The 17071-nt window shown below is 60.8% G+C and carries 11 protein-coding genes and 1 pseudogene; 8 read left to right on the top strand and 4 right to left on the bottom strand.

All coding sequences use genetic code 11. The features are described 5' to 3' along the window. Positions 1-189 precede the first annotated feature (189 nt). On the bottom strand, positions 190-2679 hold the full coding sequence (locus tag QMK33_RS18600) for a glycoside hydrolase family 31 protein (RefSeq protein ID WP_283566123.1): 2490 nt from the start codon (positions 2677-2679) through the stop codon (positions 190-192). 228 nt (positions 2680-2907) lie between these two features. Here QMK33_RS18600 and QMK33_RS18595 point away from each other — a divergent pair, with 228 nt between their 5' ends. Beyond that, positions 2908-4293 (top strand): glycosyltransferase, encoded by a 1386-nt coding sequence (locus QMK33_RS18595; protein WP_283566122.1) that lies wholly within the window; start codon positions 2908-2910, stop codon positions 4291-4293. A 420-nt stretch (positions 4294-4713) separates the two neighbouring features. Next, complete coding sequence (locus QMK33_RS18590) at positions 4714-5187, top strand: YdeI/OmpD-associated family protein (RefSeq protein ID WP_283566121.1); 474 nt, start codon at positions 4714-4716, stop codon at positions 5185-5187. 98 nt (positions 5188-5285) lie between these two features. Here the strand turns inward: QMK33_RS18590 and QMK33_RS18585 are convergent, their stop codons facing one another. Beyond that, positions 5286-7355 carry an alpha amylase C-terminal domain-containing protein gene (locus QMK33_RS18585; protein WP_283566120.1) on the bottom strand — a complete coding sequence of 690 codons (2070 nt, stop codon included), beginning with the start codon at positions 7353-7355 and terminating at the stop codon, positions 5286-5288. A 72-nt stretch (positions 7356-7427) separates the two neighbouring features. Between QMK33_RS18585 and ggt the strand changes: the two genes are divergently transcribed. The 6 genes and pseudogenes from ggt (at position 7428) to QMK33_RS18555 (ending at position 15767) form a co-directional block, all read left to right on the top strand. After that, positions 7428-9185, top strand: a complete 1758-nt coding sequence (ggt, locus tag QMK33_RS18580; protein ID WP_283566119.1) for a gamma-glutamyltransferase — start codon at positions 7428-7430, stop codon at positions 9183-9185. A 113-nt stretch (positions 9186-9298) separates the two neighbouring features. Further along, a complete protein-coding gene (rimP, locus tag QMK33_RS18575; protein WP_283566118.1) occupies positions 9299-9793 on the top strand; it encodes a ribosome maturation factor RimP in 495 nt (164 codons plus the stop codon). Positions 9794-9943: 150 nt separating this feature from the next. Beyond that, positions 9944-11176: pseudogene (nusA, locus tag QMK33_RS18570) on the top strand (transcription termination factor NusA); the annotation flags it as partial. Between the two features lie 352 nt (positions 11177-11528). Next, positions 11529-14651, top strand: a complete 3123-nt coding sequence (infB, locus tag QMK33_RS18565) for a translation initiation factor IF-2 (protein WP_283566117.1) — start codon at positions 11529-11531, stop codon at positions 14649-14651. A 166-nt stretch (positions 14652-14817) separates the two neighbouring features. Next, complete coding sequence (locus QMK33_RS18560; protein WP_283566116.1) at positions 14818-15207, top strand: COG3415 family protein; 390 nt, start codon at positions 14818-14820, stop codon at positions 15205-15207. Continuing rightward, positions 15150-15767 (top strand): IS630 family transposase, encoded by a 618-nt coding sequence (locus tag QMK33_RS18555; RefSeq protein ID WP_283566115.1) that lies wholly within the window; start codon positions 15150-15152, stop codon positions 15765-15767. The genes QMK33_RS18560 and QMK33_RS18555 overlap by 58 nt, the downstream gene beginning before the upstream one ends. Before the next feature lie 87 nt (positions 15768-15854). Here the strand turns inward: QMK33_RS18555 and QMK33_RS18550 are convergent, their stop codons facing one another. Together QMK33_RS18550 and mscL are read right to left on the bottom strand one after the other, a co-directional pair. After that, positions 15855-16244: a hypothetical protein gene (locus QMK33_RS18550; protein WP_283566114.1), complete on the bottom strand. Its 390-nt coding sequence runs from the start codon at positions 16242-16244 to the stop codon at positions 15855-15857. A gap of 145 nt (positions 16245-16389) precedes the next feature. After that, the gene (gene mscL, locus QMK33_RS18545; protein WP_283566113.1) at positions 16390-16821 is read right to left on the bottom strand and encodes a large-conductance mechanosensitive channel protein MscL; all 432 of its coding nucleotides are present in this window, start codon (positions 16819-16821) and stop codon (positions 16390-16392) included. Between the last annotated feature and the right edge of the window lie 250 nt (positions 16822-17071).

Here is a 17071-nt window from a genome sequence, read left to right as displayed (position 1 = left end):
TACGCGTAAACTTTTCGAGGGCGGCCTGGTCAGCCGCTGGTAGGGTAAAGGGAGTGATGGGTCGAGACATGTATCCCCAACTCTAAGCTCGTTGTTTTGTTGCCTAATCCGCTTGACGCAGCACTAGCTCAGTGCCGTTAAGTTCCTGGCCCTAGCGCTGCAGAGCGCTAGGGCCAGGAACGCGGCACCTTACCCCTTGTCGTCGGGCTCGCCAGCACTTAGCAACACTACCTGTAGCACCCCAAAGCGCACGCCCACCACCACGGCCGGGGCGGCCACGGTGGTTTCAGTAGCCAGGTAAACCTCCGGCTCTATTGCCTGCTCATCGGCAGTAACTACCTCAATAGCAGCCGGTAGGCCGTGCAGTACCACGCGGTAGGTAGTATAGGGCGTTTGGTACTCACCTTCGGTTTGCTGGGTGAGCGTGAGGGCCGCGGCAGCGCCGGCCACGGTGAAGCGGCGAGTGGTTTGCTGGCCTTCTTGGTAGGCATAGCCTTCGCCGCCATCGTCGTAGAGGACGCTTTCGGCGGTACCGTTTTTGTAGTACACGTGCAGGGTGAGCTGCTCGACCACTTTTTCACCCACATACTGCATAATGGGCTGCATGGGCACCACGGCCCCGGCCTTCACAAAGAGCGGAATGCGGGTGAGGTCGGCCGAAGCCCACACCTCCTGGCCACCGGCGCGGGGCTCGTCGGTCCAGTAGTAGAACCAGTCGCCCTTGGGCAGGTACATCCAGCGGCCATCGGCGCCGGCCTGCGTAATGGGGCACACCAGCAGATGGTCGCCGAGGCTGAACTCGGCCATGCGCAGGTAGGTTTCGGGGTCGTTCTGGTCCAGAAACGTGAGGGGGCGCAGCATGGGCGTGCCCTGCGTAGTATACTGCCAAAAAGTGGTGTACATGTAGGGCAGCAGCATGTAGCGCAGCTCAATAAAGTGGCGCGCCAGGCTGGTGTAGGGCTCGCCGAAGCTCCAGGGCTCCTGGTCGCCGTGGTCGCCGGAGCTATGCGTGCGAAAGAACGGGTGGAACGCGCCCAGCGCAATCCAGCGGCTGAACAGCTCGCCGTCGGGCGTGTCGATAAAGCCACCGATGTCGGAGCCGATGAAGCTAAATCCGCTGATACTCAGGCGCTGACACTGGATATTGGCCAGCCAGAGGTGGTCCCAGCTGGCGATGTTGTCGCCGGTCCAGCCCGAGGAATAGCGCTGGCCGCCCGCGTAAGTGCTGCGCGTGATGGTAAACGGCCGGTCGGGGTAGCTGAACTGCTTTACGCCGGCCGCCGTGGCGCGGGCCATCTGCATGCCGTAGATGTTGTGGGCCTTACGGTGCGAGCCCGATTGGCCATCGAAGTCAAAACGCACATCGTCGGGGAACGTACCGCGCTCAAACACAGCGGGTTCATTCATGTCGTTCCACACGCCCTTCACGCCTACTTCTCTGATGAGGCCCTCAAACAGGCCCGCCCACCACTCGCGCACCTGGGGCTTGGTATAGTCGGGAAAGTTGCACTGGCCGGGCCACACCGAGCCACGCATGAGCGGGCCATCGGCGCGGCGGCAGAAGTAGTCGTTGGCCAGGCCTTCGGTGTACACCGAATAGTCGGGGTCAATTTTGATGCCGGGGTCAATGATAACCACCGTTTTGAAGCCATCAGCGGCCAGCTCCTGCACCATGCGCTTGGGCTCGGGGAAGTGCTGCGGGTGCCAGGTAAAGCACCGGTAGCCATCCATGTAGTCGATATCAAGGTAAATGGCATCGCACGGAATGCGGCGCTCGCGCAGGCCCTGGGTTATCTCCTTCACGTTGCGCTCGGGAAAATAGCTCCACTTGCACTGGTGGTAGCCCAGCGTCCAGAGCGGCGGCAGCTCGGGCGGGCAGGTGAGGCGGGTGTATTCCTCGGTCACTTCGAGCAGCGTGGGGCCGTAGATGAAATAGTAGTTCATCTCGCCGCCCTCGGCCCAGAAGCTGGTGATATCGGCCCGCTCGGCAGCAAAGTCGAAGAACGCCTTGAAAGTATTGTCGAAGAAAATACCGTGGGCAATGCGCTGCTGCAGCACGTGGAAGAACGGAATGTTCTTATACAGCGGGTCGGAGCCCTTCACGTAGCCGTAGGTGTCGGAGCCCCAGTTGCAAAAGCGATGGCCGCGCAGGTTCATGTTGGCGGGCTTGTCGCCGAGGCCGTAGTAGCATACGCCGCTGGGTACCTGCTGGCTCATCTTCACCACGTCGTTACCAGTGTCGTCGTCGTGGTGCCAGTGAAAGCCTTTCTCGTTGTCGGACAGCACATTACCCGAGCGGTCGAGCACGCGGGTGCGCAGGCTTTCCTTCCACACAATGCAAATGAGGCGGCCGGTGGTGAGGCGGTAGTGGTCGCTTTTTTCCTTGAATTCCAGAAAGCTCGGCACGCCGGGGCGCATGGTGCGCTCGGCAGCGGGGTCGGGCACGGCGTAGCTAAAATCGGGCTCGGCCGGGCTGCCCGGTGTGAGGTAGCGGAAGCGTAAAATCTTGTCGCTCAGCGCGTGTAGCAGCAAGCGGGTTCCGTTTTCGGTGGTGAAGGTGAAGAGGTGGTCGTGGGTTTGCGCTACGCGCTGCACCAATCCGGGCAGGTGTTCCTGGTGCGCTTGGGCAGCCAGGTCGTTCAGCATGTAGTTATTCTCTTGGGCAGACTCGGCAGGCATAATAAAGAAATAGTGGAGGCGAAGCAAGTAAAGGTGTTCATAATACTGACCCAGGCCAATAGCCACCCTCTTTCGAACCCGCAAGTTACCTAATTTAAGACTCGGAGCCTACCCTTATTCCGTACCTAAAACCCTGGCCGGCCGGCCAGGGCCGCAATTATTTATTTTAAGCTCCACGGCTAACCTGGCTGCTACTATGCCGTTATTGGCAGGGTAAACCGCTATTCAATGCCCGTATCCGCTGTTCCTGCTGCTCCTCCCCTTGCCGTGCTCGTGCTAGCCTGGGGCGAGGCTACCCCGGCCGTGCGGGCGCTGGTAGAGGCCACCCAGGCCAGCGCGCCCGTCGTCGATTCCATGCTGATACTGGTGCCCCAGGCCGCTGCCCCCGCCCACCTGAGCGCCGAAGAATACCTGCCCGTACCCGCGCTGGCTCCCGCACCGCACCCGGTAGCCGCTGCCACTGCACTAGCAAAGGCGCTACCGCCGCGACCAGATACGGAGGCCGCACCTGCAGCAGCAACCAGACCGACTAACGAAACGATTTTTTCGCAAAATATTGACAAAGAGCAGATTACAACCAAAGAAGCTTTAGCGCTCCCAATGTCGCCTACGCCATTGGACTGGGCGGCGGTGCGCGTAGTGCGGCTAGGTAGCTTCAGCTTGCCGCAGCTGGCGCAGTTGGCTGGCCAGCCGCTGCCCGCCCCTACCTGGCTGGGGCCAGCCACTGCTCCGGCTACGCCTTACCTGGGGGCTTCGGCACGAGCCAGCCAGCCAGCACCAGCTGCAAAACTTAGCGAGTCAGCTTTTGACCTTGAATCGCTTGACATCCCAGAGCTGCTGCCCGAGGCGCTGGTGTCGCTGGTGGTAGCCGCCGAGCCACTGCCAATCACTGAAGCCGGATTCACTCAGGAGGCACCCCTCTACGACCCCATTGCCCAGGCTCCCACCCCCGAGGCAGACTTACCGTCCGTTGCTGCCGAGGAGCCAGCCGCTGCCAAAGCTCTCGCCAGCAATGGGGCCACAGCCAATCAGTTGGCCGGGCCTGCCCCGCGCCGCGCAGTGCTAGCGGGCTGGCCCGAGGCGCTGGCTGCCCTGCGCCAGCCCGCCAGCCTACCCGAGCTACCCATCGCGGTGCCCATCGCCGATATCGTGACTACAGCACCGCCAGCAACGACGCACCCGGCCCTGCGGCCAGCCGCCACGCACTACCCGGCCCCCGATTTAAATTTTCAAATCATTCAGTACGCCCGCTTTGCGGTGCCGGTAGTGCTGGCCGAGGCGCCGTTTGCTGTGGTGTATGCGCCGGCCTGGCCCACCTGGCTGGCGGCCCAGGAGCTGCGCCAGCGCACGGGCCAGCCACTAGTGCTGCACGTGAGTTCGCTGGCCGCAGCCGACGACGAATCGGTCGAAACGGCTACCGGCTGGATAGCCGAGCTACAACGCCAGGCCCTGCACCGGGCCGACCTTATTCTGGCCGAAACGCCGGCCCTCGCCCAACGCCTACGCCTCGACCTGGGGCTGCCGGCCAACGCCGTGCTGGCTGTGCCCGCCGCCAATGCGGCGGCCATTGCCCAGGCGCTGCACGGGGCCCAGCTGCGCCCGGCACTGAGTTAAACCGACATGCAATAAGGGCTTTTACCGGTTAGCATAAGGGCTACGGCTGGCCCCTCAAAGGCAGCACCACGGCCGGCACCAGCATGGCGGCCGTGCCAAGCCAGGTTACGTGCTCCGGCCCGACGGCGGAGCCAACCGACCGGAGTACGTGTGCGCCACTGGGCCAGCCGCGCAGGCATGGGTTAAGCAGCAGCCGGAGGGCTCCGCTATCGGACCAGCGCAATGACCCGAAAATTGCGCTAACCTGAACGTAGTGCCAGAAGCACAAGCCGGTTATTTCATAAACTATTGTTAATCAATTACTTAATAAATAAAACGCATTTTTCCTTTTTATCTATCAGAGCCCCTGCCCCGCCCCAAGCACAGCGGCCCGAATCTGCGTTTATTCTTCCTGCCTAAACCAAGATTACTTTTGCAATAATGACGGAATTTGAACAAGAATTTGACGCGGTGCTCGAAGCAGACCCGCACACGGGCGACTTGATGGTAGTGGCCCCCTTCTCGGTAGAGGAGCTTTACGGCACTAAGGAGGAGCTGCTGGTGCACACCACCATCGAGGGCTTTCCCTACCGGGGCGAGCTGCTGCCCATCGGCGACGGCTACCATGGCTTGATAATTCCGCGCGAAGTGCGCCGCGCCGTGGACAAAACCGTGGGCGACGTACTGCACGTGCGCCTCAGCCGCGACCTGGCCGACCGCGTAATCAAAATGCCCGAAGACCTGGCCGCCGGCCTGGCCGCCGATGATGCCGCCAACAAGTTTTTCAAAACCCTCACCAAGCTGGAACAGCGCTCCTACGTGCGCTACCTGAAAGGTTCCAAAACCCCCGAAATCCGCGCCAAGCGCCTCACCGAAACGGTGTACCGCCTCAGCATCGGCCGCAAGCGCGAGTAGGGTTTTATCATAAAAATCACTGATAGAGCACGTTATAAAAACGCCTGTCCTTGCGAGCGCAACACAGTGGCGCGCGGCAATGACAGGCGTTTTTGTGCTTACACTTTGGCGAAAACCAGCGCCGTGCGGCTAGGCACGTAGAGGCGCAGGCGCGGGGCCTCGGCCGTGCCGCCGCCACCAAACGTATCATAAATCACGGTTTCATCGAGGCGATTAAAGCCGCCAAACTCCGACCGGTCGGAGCTGAGCACTAGGCGGTAGCGACCCGCCGCCGGCACCGGAATACCATAGTCGAAGAAGCTTTCGCTCGGGTGGAAGCTGAACACGAACACCAGCCCGGCTCGCTCGAAGGCAATAACCTTATTGCTAAAATCAATATTGAGCAGCGTAGCGGGGCCTTTGGTGAGCAACTGGCGCTCTCGGGCCAGCCCAAGCATAGCCTGGTCGAAGGCCAGCAGCTGGCTGTAGCGCAAGTCGGGGTTATCGGCCAGGCTCCACTGGCGGCGGGCGTAGTGGTAGCTCCAGTCGTTGCCGGCGCGCGGAAAGTCAATCCACTCGGGGTGGCCAAACTCGTTACCCATAAAGTTGAGGTAGGCCTCGCCGCCCGCGCTCAGCGTAATCAGCCGGATGAGCTTATGCAACGCCGTGGCCCGCGCCGCGCCGGGGTCGCCGTCGAGCACGCCCATGTTATAATAAATGGCATCGCCGTATAGCCACTGGGCCAGCGTTTTATCACCTACCAAGGCCTGGTCGTGGCTTTCGGCGTAGGCCACGGTTTTTTCGCCCGCGCGGCGGTTCACCAGCTGGTGCCACAGCTGGCCGAGGTCCCAGTCTTCGTCGCGCTGGTGCTTGAGGGTTTTAATCCAGAAATCGGGCAGGCCCATGGCCAGGCGGTAGTCGAAGCCTACGCCGCCGTCGGCCACGGGCCGGCACAGGCCGGGCAGCCCGCTCATATCCTCGGCAATGAGCAGGGCCGATTTCTTCAATTCGCGCACCAGCGTGGTGGCCAGCATGAGGTACAGGATGGCATCGTCGTCGGCATCGGACCCAAAATAGCTGTCGTAGCCCCCAAACGCGTGGCCCTCGCCGTGGTGGTGGTACAGCATGGAGGTGACCCCATCAAACCGGAAACCATCAAAATGAAACTCCTCCAGCCAGTAGCGTAAGTTACTGAGCAAGAACTGCTGCACCTCGGGCCGGCCGTAGTCAAACAGCTTGCTATCCCAGCCGGGGTGGTTGCCGCGCTCGCCCTTGTGAAAGTACAGGTTGCCCGAGCCGTCGAAGTCGGCCAGGCCCTCGGCCTCGTTCTTCACGGCGTGCGAGTGCACCAAATCGAGCAGCACCACGATGCTGCGCTGGTGGGCCTCATTCACCAGGTATTTCAGGTCCTCGGGCGTGCCGAAGCGCGAGCTGGGCGCGAAGAAATTGGCTACGTGGTAGCCAAACGAGCCGTAGTACGGGTGCTCTAGCACGGCCATCAGTTGCACGCAGTTGTAACCCTCCGCCTGAATGCGCGGTAGAATATTATCCGCAAATTCGCGGTAGGTGCCCACGCGGCCCTCCTCCTGCGCCATGCCCACGTGCGCCTCATAAATGAGCGGCTGGCCCTTGGTGGCGTTAGCGATGCGAAAGGTCTGGTCCGTCCACCTAAACGGGCTTTCGGGCACCCAAAGCTGAGCCGAGAAGTCGTGGCTATCGGCGTCCTGCACGGCGCGGCGGAGGTAGGCGGGCAGGCGGTCCTTGCCCTGACCGTGGGCCACCACGCGCAACTTGTAGCGCGAGCCGGCGGCCAGGCGGCGGCCGTTGGCATCGTCGGGCAAAAAGGCTTCCCACACGCCGGTTGCCTCGTCTTTTTGGAGATGGTCTGCCTCGGGGTTCCAGAAGTTGAAGTCGCCCACCAGGCTCACGGCCTCGGCCCCCGGGGCCCACTCGCGCACGGCGTAGCCGCGGCGGCGCGCATCGTAGTGCAGCCCCAGCCGCTGGTGGGCGGTGGCAAATTTGCTTAGCGAGCCGTACTCGACCGTGATGGCGGCCAGGCGGGTAGCCAGGCGCTGCTGGCGGGCCAGCAGCAAGGGCTCGTAGGGTTGCAGCCACGCATCTTCCTGGGTGAGCGTGAGCACGGGGGCAGGCGGAGTAGCAGCGGCGGGAGCTATGATTTCGGCAGACATAAGCGGGAGAAAGTTAGCTTTTCAAAGGTAGGCACCTGCCCGGCAGGCGGGCGGCAGTGACTACTTTGCAGTATGCATACGTTTTCCCGTTTTTCTTCGGCCATGCTGCTGGTGGCCGGGCTGGCTGGGCCGGCCCTGGGCCAGCACGCGGCTTCGCACGCCGTCGCCAACGCCACCACAATACCCAACCAACTGCCGCCCGCTACCGCGCCCGTAGTGGCCCGCCACGCGCTGGTAGTTTCGGCCCACCCCGCCGCCTCTAAAGTAGGCCGCAACATTATGCAGCAGGGCGGCAACGCCTACGATGCGGCCGTGGCCGTGCAGTTTGCGCTGGCCGTAGTGCTGCCGGTGGCCGGCAACGTGGGCGGTGGCGGCTTCTTGGTATACCGCGATAAAAGCGGCAAAGACGGCACCCTCGACTTCCGCGAAACCGCGCCCGCTGCCGCCAGCCGCGATATGTACCTTGATGCCAGCGGCAACGTGGTACCTGGCCTCAGCACTGCCGGCCACTTGGCCGTGGGCACGCCCGGCACCGTAGCCGGCATGGAGGCGCTGCACAAAAAGCTGGGCAAGCTGCCTTGGGCCAAGCTCGTGGCGCCGGCCGTGCGCCTAGCCACCCACGGCGTGGCCCTCACCGAAAAGGAAGCCGCCGGCCTCAACCGCACGCAGGCCGATTTTATCAAGTATAATCCTGGCTCGCCAACCGTGTTTGTGCGAGCTGCCGCCTGGCAAAAGGGCGATACCCTCAAGCAACCCGAGCTGGCCGCCGTGCTCCAGCGCGTTCAAAGCCAGGGCCGGGCGGGCTTTTACCAAGGCCCCACCGCCGAGCTGGTGCTGGCTGAGATGAAAAAAGGCAACGGACTCCTCACCCAGGCCGACCTCGATGCCTACCAGCCCAAGTGGCGCGCCGCCCTCCACGGCACCTACCGGGGCTACGACGTAATTACGATGCCGCCGCCCAGCAGCGGCGGCGTGGCCCTGCTTCAGATTCTACAAACCCTGGAAACTAGCAACTTAGCCAAGCTGGGCTACCATACGCCCGCCGCCGTGGCCCTCGTTACCGAAGCCGAACGCCGCGCCTACGCCGACCGCGCCACCTACCTCGGCGACCCTGATTTTGGCAAAGTGCCCGTAGCGCAGCTGCTGGCCAAAGACTATAACAAACAGCGCGCCCGCACCATCCGCCCCGATGGCCAAGCCACGCCCAGCGCCGAGCTCACGGCCGGCCCCGGCCTGCCGCGCTACGAAAGCGACCAAACCACCCACTACAGCATCGTCGATGCCCAGGGCAACGCCGTGAGTTGCACCACCACCCTCAACGGGGCCTATGGCAGCAAAGTAGTGGTGGCCGGCGCGGGCTTTCTACTTAATAATGAGATGGATGACTTTAGCTCCAAAGCCGGTGTGCCCAACTCGTACGGCCTCGTGGGCGGCGTGGCCAACGCCATTGCCCCCGGCAAGCGCATGCTCAGCAGCATGACGCCCACGCTGCTCGCCAAAGGCGGCAAGCTGTTTTTAGTTACGGGCTCACCCGGTGGTAGCACCATCATTACCAGCGTATTGCAAAGCATTTTAGCGGTAGTAGATTATGGCGCCAATGCCGAACAGGCCGTAGCCGCCCCGCGCCTGCATCACCAGTGGCTGCCCGACCAGCTCGACGTGGAGGCCCAAGCCCTTACGCCCGCCGCCGAGCAAACGCTAAAGGAAAAGGGCTTTAACCCCCAGCCCCGCAACCCCTGGGGCCGCCTCGATATTATTCGAGTGCTGCCCGGTGGGCAGTTGGAAGGTGGCGCCGACCCCCGCGGCGATGATGCGGCCGTGGGGTATTAGCTCAATCAGCCAACCTATTACCAGCCATTTTTTCAACCCGGAAAAAAGCCGTACCTTTGCACCCACAATTGGTATTCAATCTGAAAAGAGGGGACGCACAGTCCCCTCTTTTTTTGTCCCACACCCCGGCTGTCATGGCTCAATTTGACCAAACCCGCATCCAGCAATTGCTCGCCGACGCCCTCGTCGACAGCGGTTTATACGCGGTCAGCCTCACCGTATCCGATGCGGTGATGCCCAAGATTACGGTAACCCTCGACGGCCCCAACGGCCTCGGTATTCAGGAGTGCGCCCAAGTGACGCGCCGCCTCAACCGGGGCATGGAAGAAACCTACGGCGAAGAGGCTGCCTACTCGCTCGAAGTAACCTCGCCCGGGGCCGACCAGCCCCTCACCGACCCGCGCCAGTACCCGCGCCACATCGGCCGCAGCCTGCTGCTAAAGTTGCAGGATGGCACCGAGAAAACCGGACCGCTCACGGCCGTTACTCCCGAAGGTATTGAACTGGAGGAAGTTATCAAAGTGCGCACCAAGAAATCAACCCTACCCGCTGCCTTCTTCCCGTTCGGGGACATTAAGGAAGCTACCGTTGTTATCTCTTTTAAATAAACCGCGGATTTAACAGATTTCGCAGATACGCTCACCCCGTGGGCTGGCTATGTGACTTTCAGTTGAGTCTTTAGACGCTTTCATTCATTACTCATGGCTAAAAAAGCAGCAGGCCCCAGCCCGCAGGAAGTAGCCGCCGCGGCGGCCGACCTGAACGCGCGGATGCTCATCGAGAACTTCCAGGAGTTCGCCAAGAGCCGCAACATTGACCGGCCCACGATGATGTCTATCCTCGACGACGTGTTTCGGACGATGATTCGCAAAAAGTTTGAGGACGATGCCAACTTCGACGTGATTATCAACCCCGACAACGGCGACCTCGAAATCTGGCGTAACCGCGAGATTGTGGACGACGACTCGGAGGATATCTGGGACCTGGACAAGATTCCGCTGGCCGAAGCGCAGGCAATTGAGCCCGACTTCGAGATTGGCGAATCGGTAGCCGAACCCATTAAGATTGAGGACTTTGGCCGCCGTGCCGTGCTGCTGGCCCGCCAGACGCTCATTCAGCGGGTGAAGGACATGGAGCGCGACAACCTATACCAGAAGTACAAGGACCTGGTGGGGGAAATTATCACCGGCGAAGTGTACCAAGTATGGAGCCGCGAGGCCCTCATCCTCGACAAGGACGAAAACGAGCTGGTGCTGCCCAAGAGCGAGCAAATCCCCAAGGACCGCTACCGCAAGGGCGACACCGTGCGCGCCGTAGTGCACCGGGTAGACGTGGTAAACGGCTCACCTAAAGTGATTTTGAGCCGCGCCGCCCCCGCCTTTTTGGAGCGTTTGTTTGAGCAGGAAGTACCGGAGATTTTCGACGGCCTCATCAGCATCAAAAACGTAGTGCGCGAGCCTGGCGAGCGCGCCAAAGTAGCCGTTGAAAGCTACGACGAGCGTATCGACCCGGTGGGTGCCTGCGTAGGCATGAAGGGCAGCCGCATTCACCCCGTAGTGCGCGAGCTGATGAACGAGAACATCGACATCATCAACTACACCGACAATCTGGAACTGTTCATTTCGCGGGCGCTGAGCCCGGCTAAAGTGGGCTCCATGAAAATCAGTGAACAAACGGGCCGGGTTTCCGTGTTCATGAAACCCGACCAAGTGAGCCTGGCCATCGGCCGGGGCGGTGCCAACATCAAGCTGGCCTCGCGCCTGGTGGGCATGGAAATCGACGTCTTCCGCGAAGCCACTGACTACGAAGAAGATATCGCCCTAGACGAGTTCACCGACGAAATCGAAGGCTGGGTTATTGCCGAGCTGAAGAAAATCGGCCTCGACACCGGCCGCGCCGTACTAGCCGTCAAGAAAGACGACATCGTGCGCCGCACCGAGTTGGAGGAAGAAACGGTGGATGACGTGTACCGCGTTATCCGTCAGGAATTTGCCGACGACGACGACCTGCCGACCGACGGTGCAGCCCCCGCTGCTACCGCCGCGCCAGCCATCGGCGACGACCTGCCCACCGATGACACAGCCACCGCGCCGGCTATCGGCAATGCCGATATCGCCCCAGAAGAAGCAGCCCCGGCTACTGAGGATGCCCCCCCGGCTACCGAAGAAACCGAGCCCGCCGCCGCCACCGACGACAGCAGCGCCCCGGCCGCCCAATGAGGGCGGGGGCTAACCGCCAGCGGGTAAGTTATTAAATCGAGCCAGTGGGCTTGACTTATAGCCTGCTGGCCAGATTTAATCTTTACCTTTGCACCCTGAACGTATTCGTTCGCGACTTATTAGAATGGCGGAAGCAACCCCGAAACGGCTACTACAGGCAGCCAAAGACCTGAACATTGGCATCGACCGGGCAGTCGAGGCCCTTTCCCGTAAAGGGATTGCGGTAGAGAACAAGCCCACCACCAAGCTCACCGGAGAGCAGGTGAGCCTGTTGGAAAAAGAATTTGCCGCGTCGGCGCAAGACAAGCAGGAGGCCCAGCGCCACACGCAGGCCCGCCGCCAAAGCGAGCTGAATGCGCAGGCGCAAGCTGCCGTAGCCAAGCCCGCCCCCGTGGCGAAGCCCGCTCCGACACCTATTGCCGCTCCAGTCGCGCCCGCCCCGGCACCGGTAGTAGCTGCCGCCCCCGCGGCAGTACCGGCTCCGGTAGCAGCGCCTACGCTAGTAGCAGCCGCTACCCCAGTGGCGGCCGTTACCGTGGCCGCCCCGGCCGCTCCCGTAGCTGCCTCAGCTATCATCGAGACGCACAAGGCCCCCGGCCTCAAGGTACTCGGCAAGGTTGAGCTGGATAGTAAAGGCCGCGTTATTCCCACTCGTGCTCCCGCCCCTGCTCCGGCCCCTGCCCCTGCCCCTATGGTAGAGGCTGCTCCAGTAGTAGCGCCCGCGCCAAAACCAACGCCCGCGCCGGCTCCCCAGCCTGCTCCAGCACCCGTAGCTAGCGCTCCGGTAGCTACGCCTAGCCCGGCCCCGGTAGCCGCTGCGCCAGCCCAAGCTGCGCCAGCAGCACCCGCTAAGGTTGAAGCTGTTGCATCAAGTGCTCCAATTGCGGCTACGCCCGCACCAGCCCCTGTTGCTGTTACCGCCGTCCCAGAAGCTCCGGCTACCCCAGATGCACCCGCTGCTGAAGAAGGTACTATAATGGCCAAGGCCGACCAGCTGAAAGGCTTAACGGTACTGGGCAAAATTCAACTGCCGGTTGATTCGAGCCGCCGGGGCCCAGGTGGCCGCGGAGCCCGCCCCGTTGCCTCGTCCGACGTGCGTAAGAGTGGCGTGGGTGCCAACAACCAGAAAAAGCGCCAGCGCCTGCCGGCTCCCGGCCAGCCCGGTGGTGGCACCAGCACGGGTACAGGCCAAGGTGGTGGCTACCAGGGCAACCGCCCCGCCGGTGCTCCTGGCCAGAACCGTCCGGCTGGCCCCGGCAACCGCCCCGGCCCCGGCAATCGCCCCGGCCAGAACAATAATCGCCCTGCTACGCCGCAGGTTCCGCTCACCGCTGAGCAGAACGACAAGCAGATTCAGGAGCAAATCAAGGCTACGCTGGCTAAGCTGAGCGGCGGCAAAACCAACGCTGCTGCCAATCGTGCCAAGTATCGCCGCGACAAGCGGGGTATGGCTGCTGAAGAGCGCGAAGCCCTGCGTGCCCAGAACGAGCTGGATGCTAAAACCCTGAAGCTCACCGAATTCATTTCGGCCAACGACTTGGCGTCGCTGATGGATGTGAATGTGAACGAGGTTATCAAGGTGTGCTTGGGCATGGGGATGTTCGTCTCTATCAACCAGCGTCTCGATGCCGAAGCCATTACGGTGATTGCCGATGAGTTTGGCTACGATGTGGAATTCCTGTCGGCTGAGGAAGACGAGGAGGCTATCGACATGAGCGATGCTCCCGAGGATTTGCAGCCGCGTGCTCCCATTGTTACCATTATGGGTCACGTTGACCACGGCAAAACGTCGTTGCTTGACTACATCCGCGAAGCGAGTGTGGCTAAGGGCGAGGCCGGTGGTATTACGCAGCACATTGGTGCTTATGAGGTTAAGACTAAATCGGGCAACCCGATTACCTTCCTCGACACCCCAGGTCATGAAGCCTTTACGGCCATGCGTGCCCGTGGTGCCAAGGTAACGGACATCGCCATTATCGTAATTGCGGCCGACGACTCGGTGATGCCCCAGACCAAGGAGGCCATCAACCACGCCCAAGCCGCTGGCGTGCCAATTATCATTGCCCTCAACAAAGTTGATAAATCCTCGGCCAACCCCGAGAAAATTCGCGAAGAACTTTCGCAGATGAACATTCTCGTAGAAGAATGGGGTGGCAAGTACCAAAGCCAGGAAGTATCGGCCAAGTCGGGTATCGGCGTGGAGGAGCTTCTAGAAAAAGTACTGCTCGAAGCTGAACTGCTCGACCTCAAGGCCAATCCCGACCGCAACGCGGTGGGCACGGTTATCGAAGCTGAGCTGGATAAAGGCCGTGGCTATGTAACTACCGTGCTGGTGCAAACTGGTACGCTCAACGTAGGCGACATCGTACTGGCTGGCCCGCACTACGGCCGCGTGAAAGCCATGACCGACTACCGCGGTAAGAAAAAGAAGCTGGCTGGTCCCGCTACTCCAGTACAGGTACTGGGCCTAACGGGTGCCCCGCAGGCTGGCGACCGCATCCAGGTAATGGAAACGGAGCGCGAAGCCCGCGAATTGGCTACCCAACGCCAGCAACTGGCCCGTGAGCAAACCATCCGGACCAAGAAGCACATCACGCTTGACGAGATTGGTCGCCGCCTGGCTATCGGTTCGTTTAAGGAGCTGAATATCTTGGTAAAAGGTGACGTGGACGGCTCGGTAGAAGCCCTCTCCGACTCGCTGCTGAAACTGAGTACGCCCGAAGTGAAGGTGAATATCCTAAGCAAAGGCGTAGGTGCTATCTCCGAGAGCGACGTATTGCTGGCTTCGGCCTCCGATGCTATCATCATCGGATTCCAGGTGCGGCCTTCGCAAAGCGCTCGCAAACTGGCTGAGCAAGAGCAGATTGACGTACGCCTCTACTCCATCATCTACAACGCCATCAATGAGGTGAAGGATGCCATGGAAGGGATGCTGGCCCCAACGGTTCACGAAATCGTGGTAGCCAACGCCGAAGTACGCCAGGTGTTCAACATTACCAAGGTTGGTACCATTGCCGGCTGTATGGTAACGGAGGGCAGCTTCACCCGCAAAACCCGCGTGCGGGTGGTGCGCAACGGCATCGTGCAGTACACCGGCGAAATTCAGGACCTCAAGCGTTTCAAAGACGATGTGTCGGAAGTGCGCCAGGGTTACGAATGCGGTATCTCGGTTAAAAACTTCAACGACCTGCAAGAAGGCGACAACATCGAAGGCTTCGAAGAACAGGAAACCAAGCGGAAGCTCTAATCGCAGATTTAGACAGATTGTGCTGATTTCGCTGATTCAGACGACTGCCGACGACTACAAAGAAGGCCACTCGCAAGAGTGGCCTTCTTTGTAGTCGTTATAGGTTTACGTAACCCCATTAGAGCGGTTTCCAATTCGGTGTACAGAATTTCACGTACCTTTTGCTATGAAAGCGTATTCGATTGATTTGCGGGAGCGGGTCGCGGCGGCGTGTGCCGCGCCGCAGGCCCGGATTTACCAAGTGGCGGCGCAATTTAGCGTTTCCATCTCCTTCGTGGACAAGCTTTTGCGGCGCCAGCGTACGAGCGGGTCGCTGGCGGCCCTACCCGCGAGCGGGGGGCCAATGCCGCGCCTGGACCCGGCGGGTCAGGACCTGTTGCGGGCCTGTCTGGTGGCGCAGCCCGACGCGACATTGGCCGAGCTAAGTACCGCCTTGGCCGCCGCCGACGGCCCGGCCCTGAGCCAGACGAGTACGTGGCGGGCGGTCGAAAGCCTGGGGTGGCGGCGCAAAAAAAAAGCATCCACGCCGCCGAGCGCGACACTGAGCGCGTCGTAGCCCTGCGCCGCTTGTTTTTGGAAACCATTCAGCAAGAAGAGGTTGCTCGTTTCGTGTTCGTGGACGAGACGAGCACCAATCTCACCTACTGCCGCCGCTACGGCCGGGCCCCGGCCGGCCAGCGCCTGAACCAGGCCGTGCCGCTGCACAGCGGCCCGAACGTGACGCTCCTCGCCGCCCTGACCCCGAACGGGCTTGGGGCCTTGCTCAGCGTCAATGGGGCCGTCAACGGCGACGTGTTTGCCGCCTACCTCGACCAGGTGCTCGGCCCAACTCTGCGGCCGGGCGACGTGGTGGTGCTCGACAACCTGTCGGTGCATAAAGTGGACAGCTTGGACGAAATCGTAAAAAGCTACGGGGCACGGCTGTGCTACCTACCGCCTTATTCACCCGACTTTAACCCCATTGAACTAGCTTTTAGTAAACTCAAGTCGTGGCTGCGCACCGCGAAGGCCCGCACCCGCGACCTGCTGGAGGAAGCCATCCGGGCTGCCGCCGAGTGGATAACTGAACAGGATGCCAAAAATTGGTTTGACCATTGTGGCTATCATGTACAGTGATTTGGAAACCGCTCTAGGCGGCGCACTTAAGTCTAAAGCCGCGCCATTAGAATCAGCGAAATCAGTGCAATCTGTCTAAATCTACGATTAGAAGAAGAGGAATTTTTTATGGATATGCTTGTGCACGAGGGGCTTGCCCGTAGTGCGGCCGCCCATCACCACTTGGCGCGACTCGCCCTTTTTATGTTCCTGGCCGGGTAGCGCCTTGAACTTGCGCACGGTGAAGCCTCCGCCTAACTTGTCGAGTTGGCGGGCGGGACCGCCCCGCTCGGCGGCGAAGCTGGTGTTGCCAGTGCGGGCCTCCAGTACCTGAAGTTGCTGGTCGCGGGCGGCGTCTTCGGGGTTCATTTGCTGCTGGCGGCGCGTGCGAGCACCATCAAGGGCCGTAGCAGGTGCGGCGGGCCGGGCAGGGCTACCAGGAGCCGGAAAATCGGGAGCTACTGCCTGGGCTCGCGCGCTGGAAGCGCTTAAGAGCAAGGCAATAAAGAGCAACGGGGCAGCAGCAACTATTTTTTTCACTGGGCGAAAGGATATTGGTTAGCAAAGCAGGCGGAGCTAGTACGCAAACGGCGGGGCCGGAACGAGAAGTTCCGGCCCCGCCATGGTGATGCCTTGGCCCGACCTAGGAGCGGGTGCGCATAGCCACCAGAATTTCGGCGAGCAGTTCTTGGTCGCGGGTGATAACAGGAGCGGCGGGCTCCGCCACGACCACCAAGGCGGGCTTTTTAAAGCGGTTAGCCATTTTCACCACCCAAAAGATGACGAAAGCAATGATAAGGAAGTAGATGATAGCATTGATAAAGTTACCGTAGCTCACCACGGCAGCTTTGGCATCCTGGGCAGCTTTGAGTGTGTCATAGTGCTGGCCATTGAGCGCGACAAACTTTTCTTTAAAGTCAATGCCACTGGTGAATACACTTAGAACGGGCATGATGACATCATCGGTGAGCGAGGTAACAATTTTGCCAAAGGCCCCACCAATAATTACGCCGACTGCTAGGTCGAGAACATTTCCTTTGGAGATAAACTCCTTAAATTCAGAGACAAAGCCCATGATAAGAGGGTGAAAATTGTGAATTAGGGTGTATTGACGAGTAGGGATGCCGACTTGATAGCCCGCGAGACCATGCTTTTAATCTAACGCGCAAGCTACCCTAATTGGCTGTCACAAAGTTTGATGCAATATGCTAGCGTTTTTTGCTTTTTCGGCCAAAAGGTCCATTTAAAACCTGAATGTGCCCACCAAGCGGTTTAAATAGCGCAGGCTACTGGCGGGCGTACCTTTGGCAACTGGCTTTTCTGCC

Origin of the sequence: Hymenobacter sp. H14-R3, assembly GCF_030063445.1 — a bacterium.
In the GTDB taxonomy this organism is placed as follows: Bacteria; Bacteroidota; Bacteroidia; order Cytophagales; family Hymenobacteraceae; genus Hymenobacter.
The sequence above is the reverse complement of the archived record's forward strand: the minus strand, read 5'-3'. Positions and strand labels throughout refer to the sequence as shown.

Bases quoted from the DNA above. Each gene is read 5' to 3' on its own strand.
- QMK33_RS18590 (WP_283566121.1), top strand. From the start codon at position 4,714: ATGACGGAATTTGAACAAGAATTTGACGCGGTGCTCGAAGCAGACCCG.
- mscL (WP_283566113.1), bottom strand. From the start codon at position 16,821: ATGGGCTTTGTCTCTGAATTTAAGGAGTTTATCTCCAAAGGAAATGTT.
- QMK33_RS18560 (WP_283566116.1), top strand. From the start codon at position 14,818: ATGAAAGCGTATTCGATTGATTTGCGGGAGCGGGTCGCGGCGGCGTGT.
- QMK33_RS18595 (WP_283566122.1), top strand. From the start codon at position 2,908: ATGCCCGTATCCGCTGTTCCTGCTGCTCCTCCCCTTGCCGTGCTCGTG.
- infB (WP_283566117.1), top strand. From the start codon at position 11,529: ATGGCGGAAGCAACCCCGAAACGGCTACTACAGGCAGCCAAAGACCTG.
- ggt (WP_283566119.1), top strand. From the start codon at position 7,428: ATGCATACGTTTTCCCGTTTTTCTTCGGCCATGCTGCTGGTGGCCGGG.
- QMK33_RS18585 (WP_283566120.1), bottom strand. From the start codon at position 7,355: ATGTCTGCCGAAATCATAGCTCCCGCCGCTGCTACTCCGCCTGCCCCC.
- QMK33_RS18600 (WP_283566123.1), bottom strand. From the start codon at position 2,679: ATGCCTGCCGAGTCTGCCCAAGAGAATAACTACATGCTGAACGACCTG.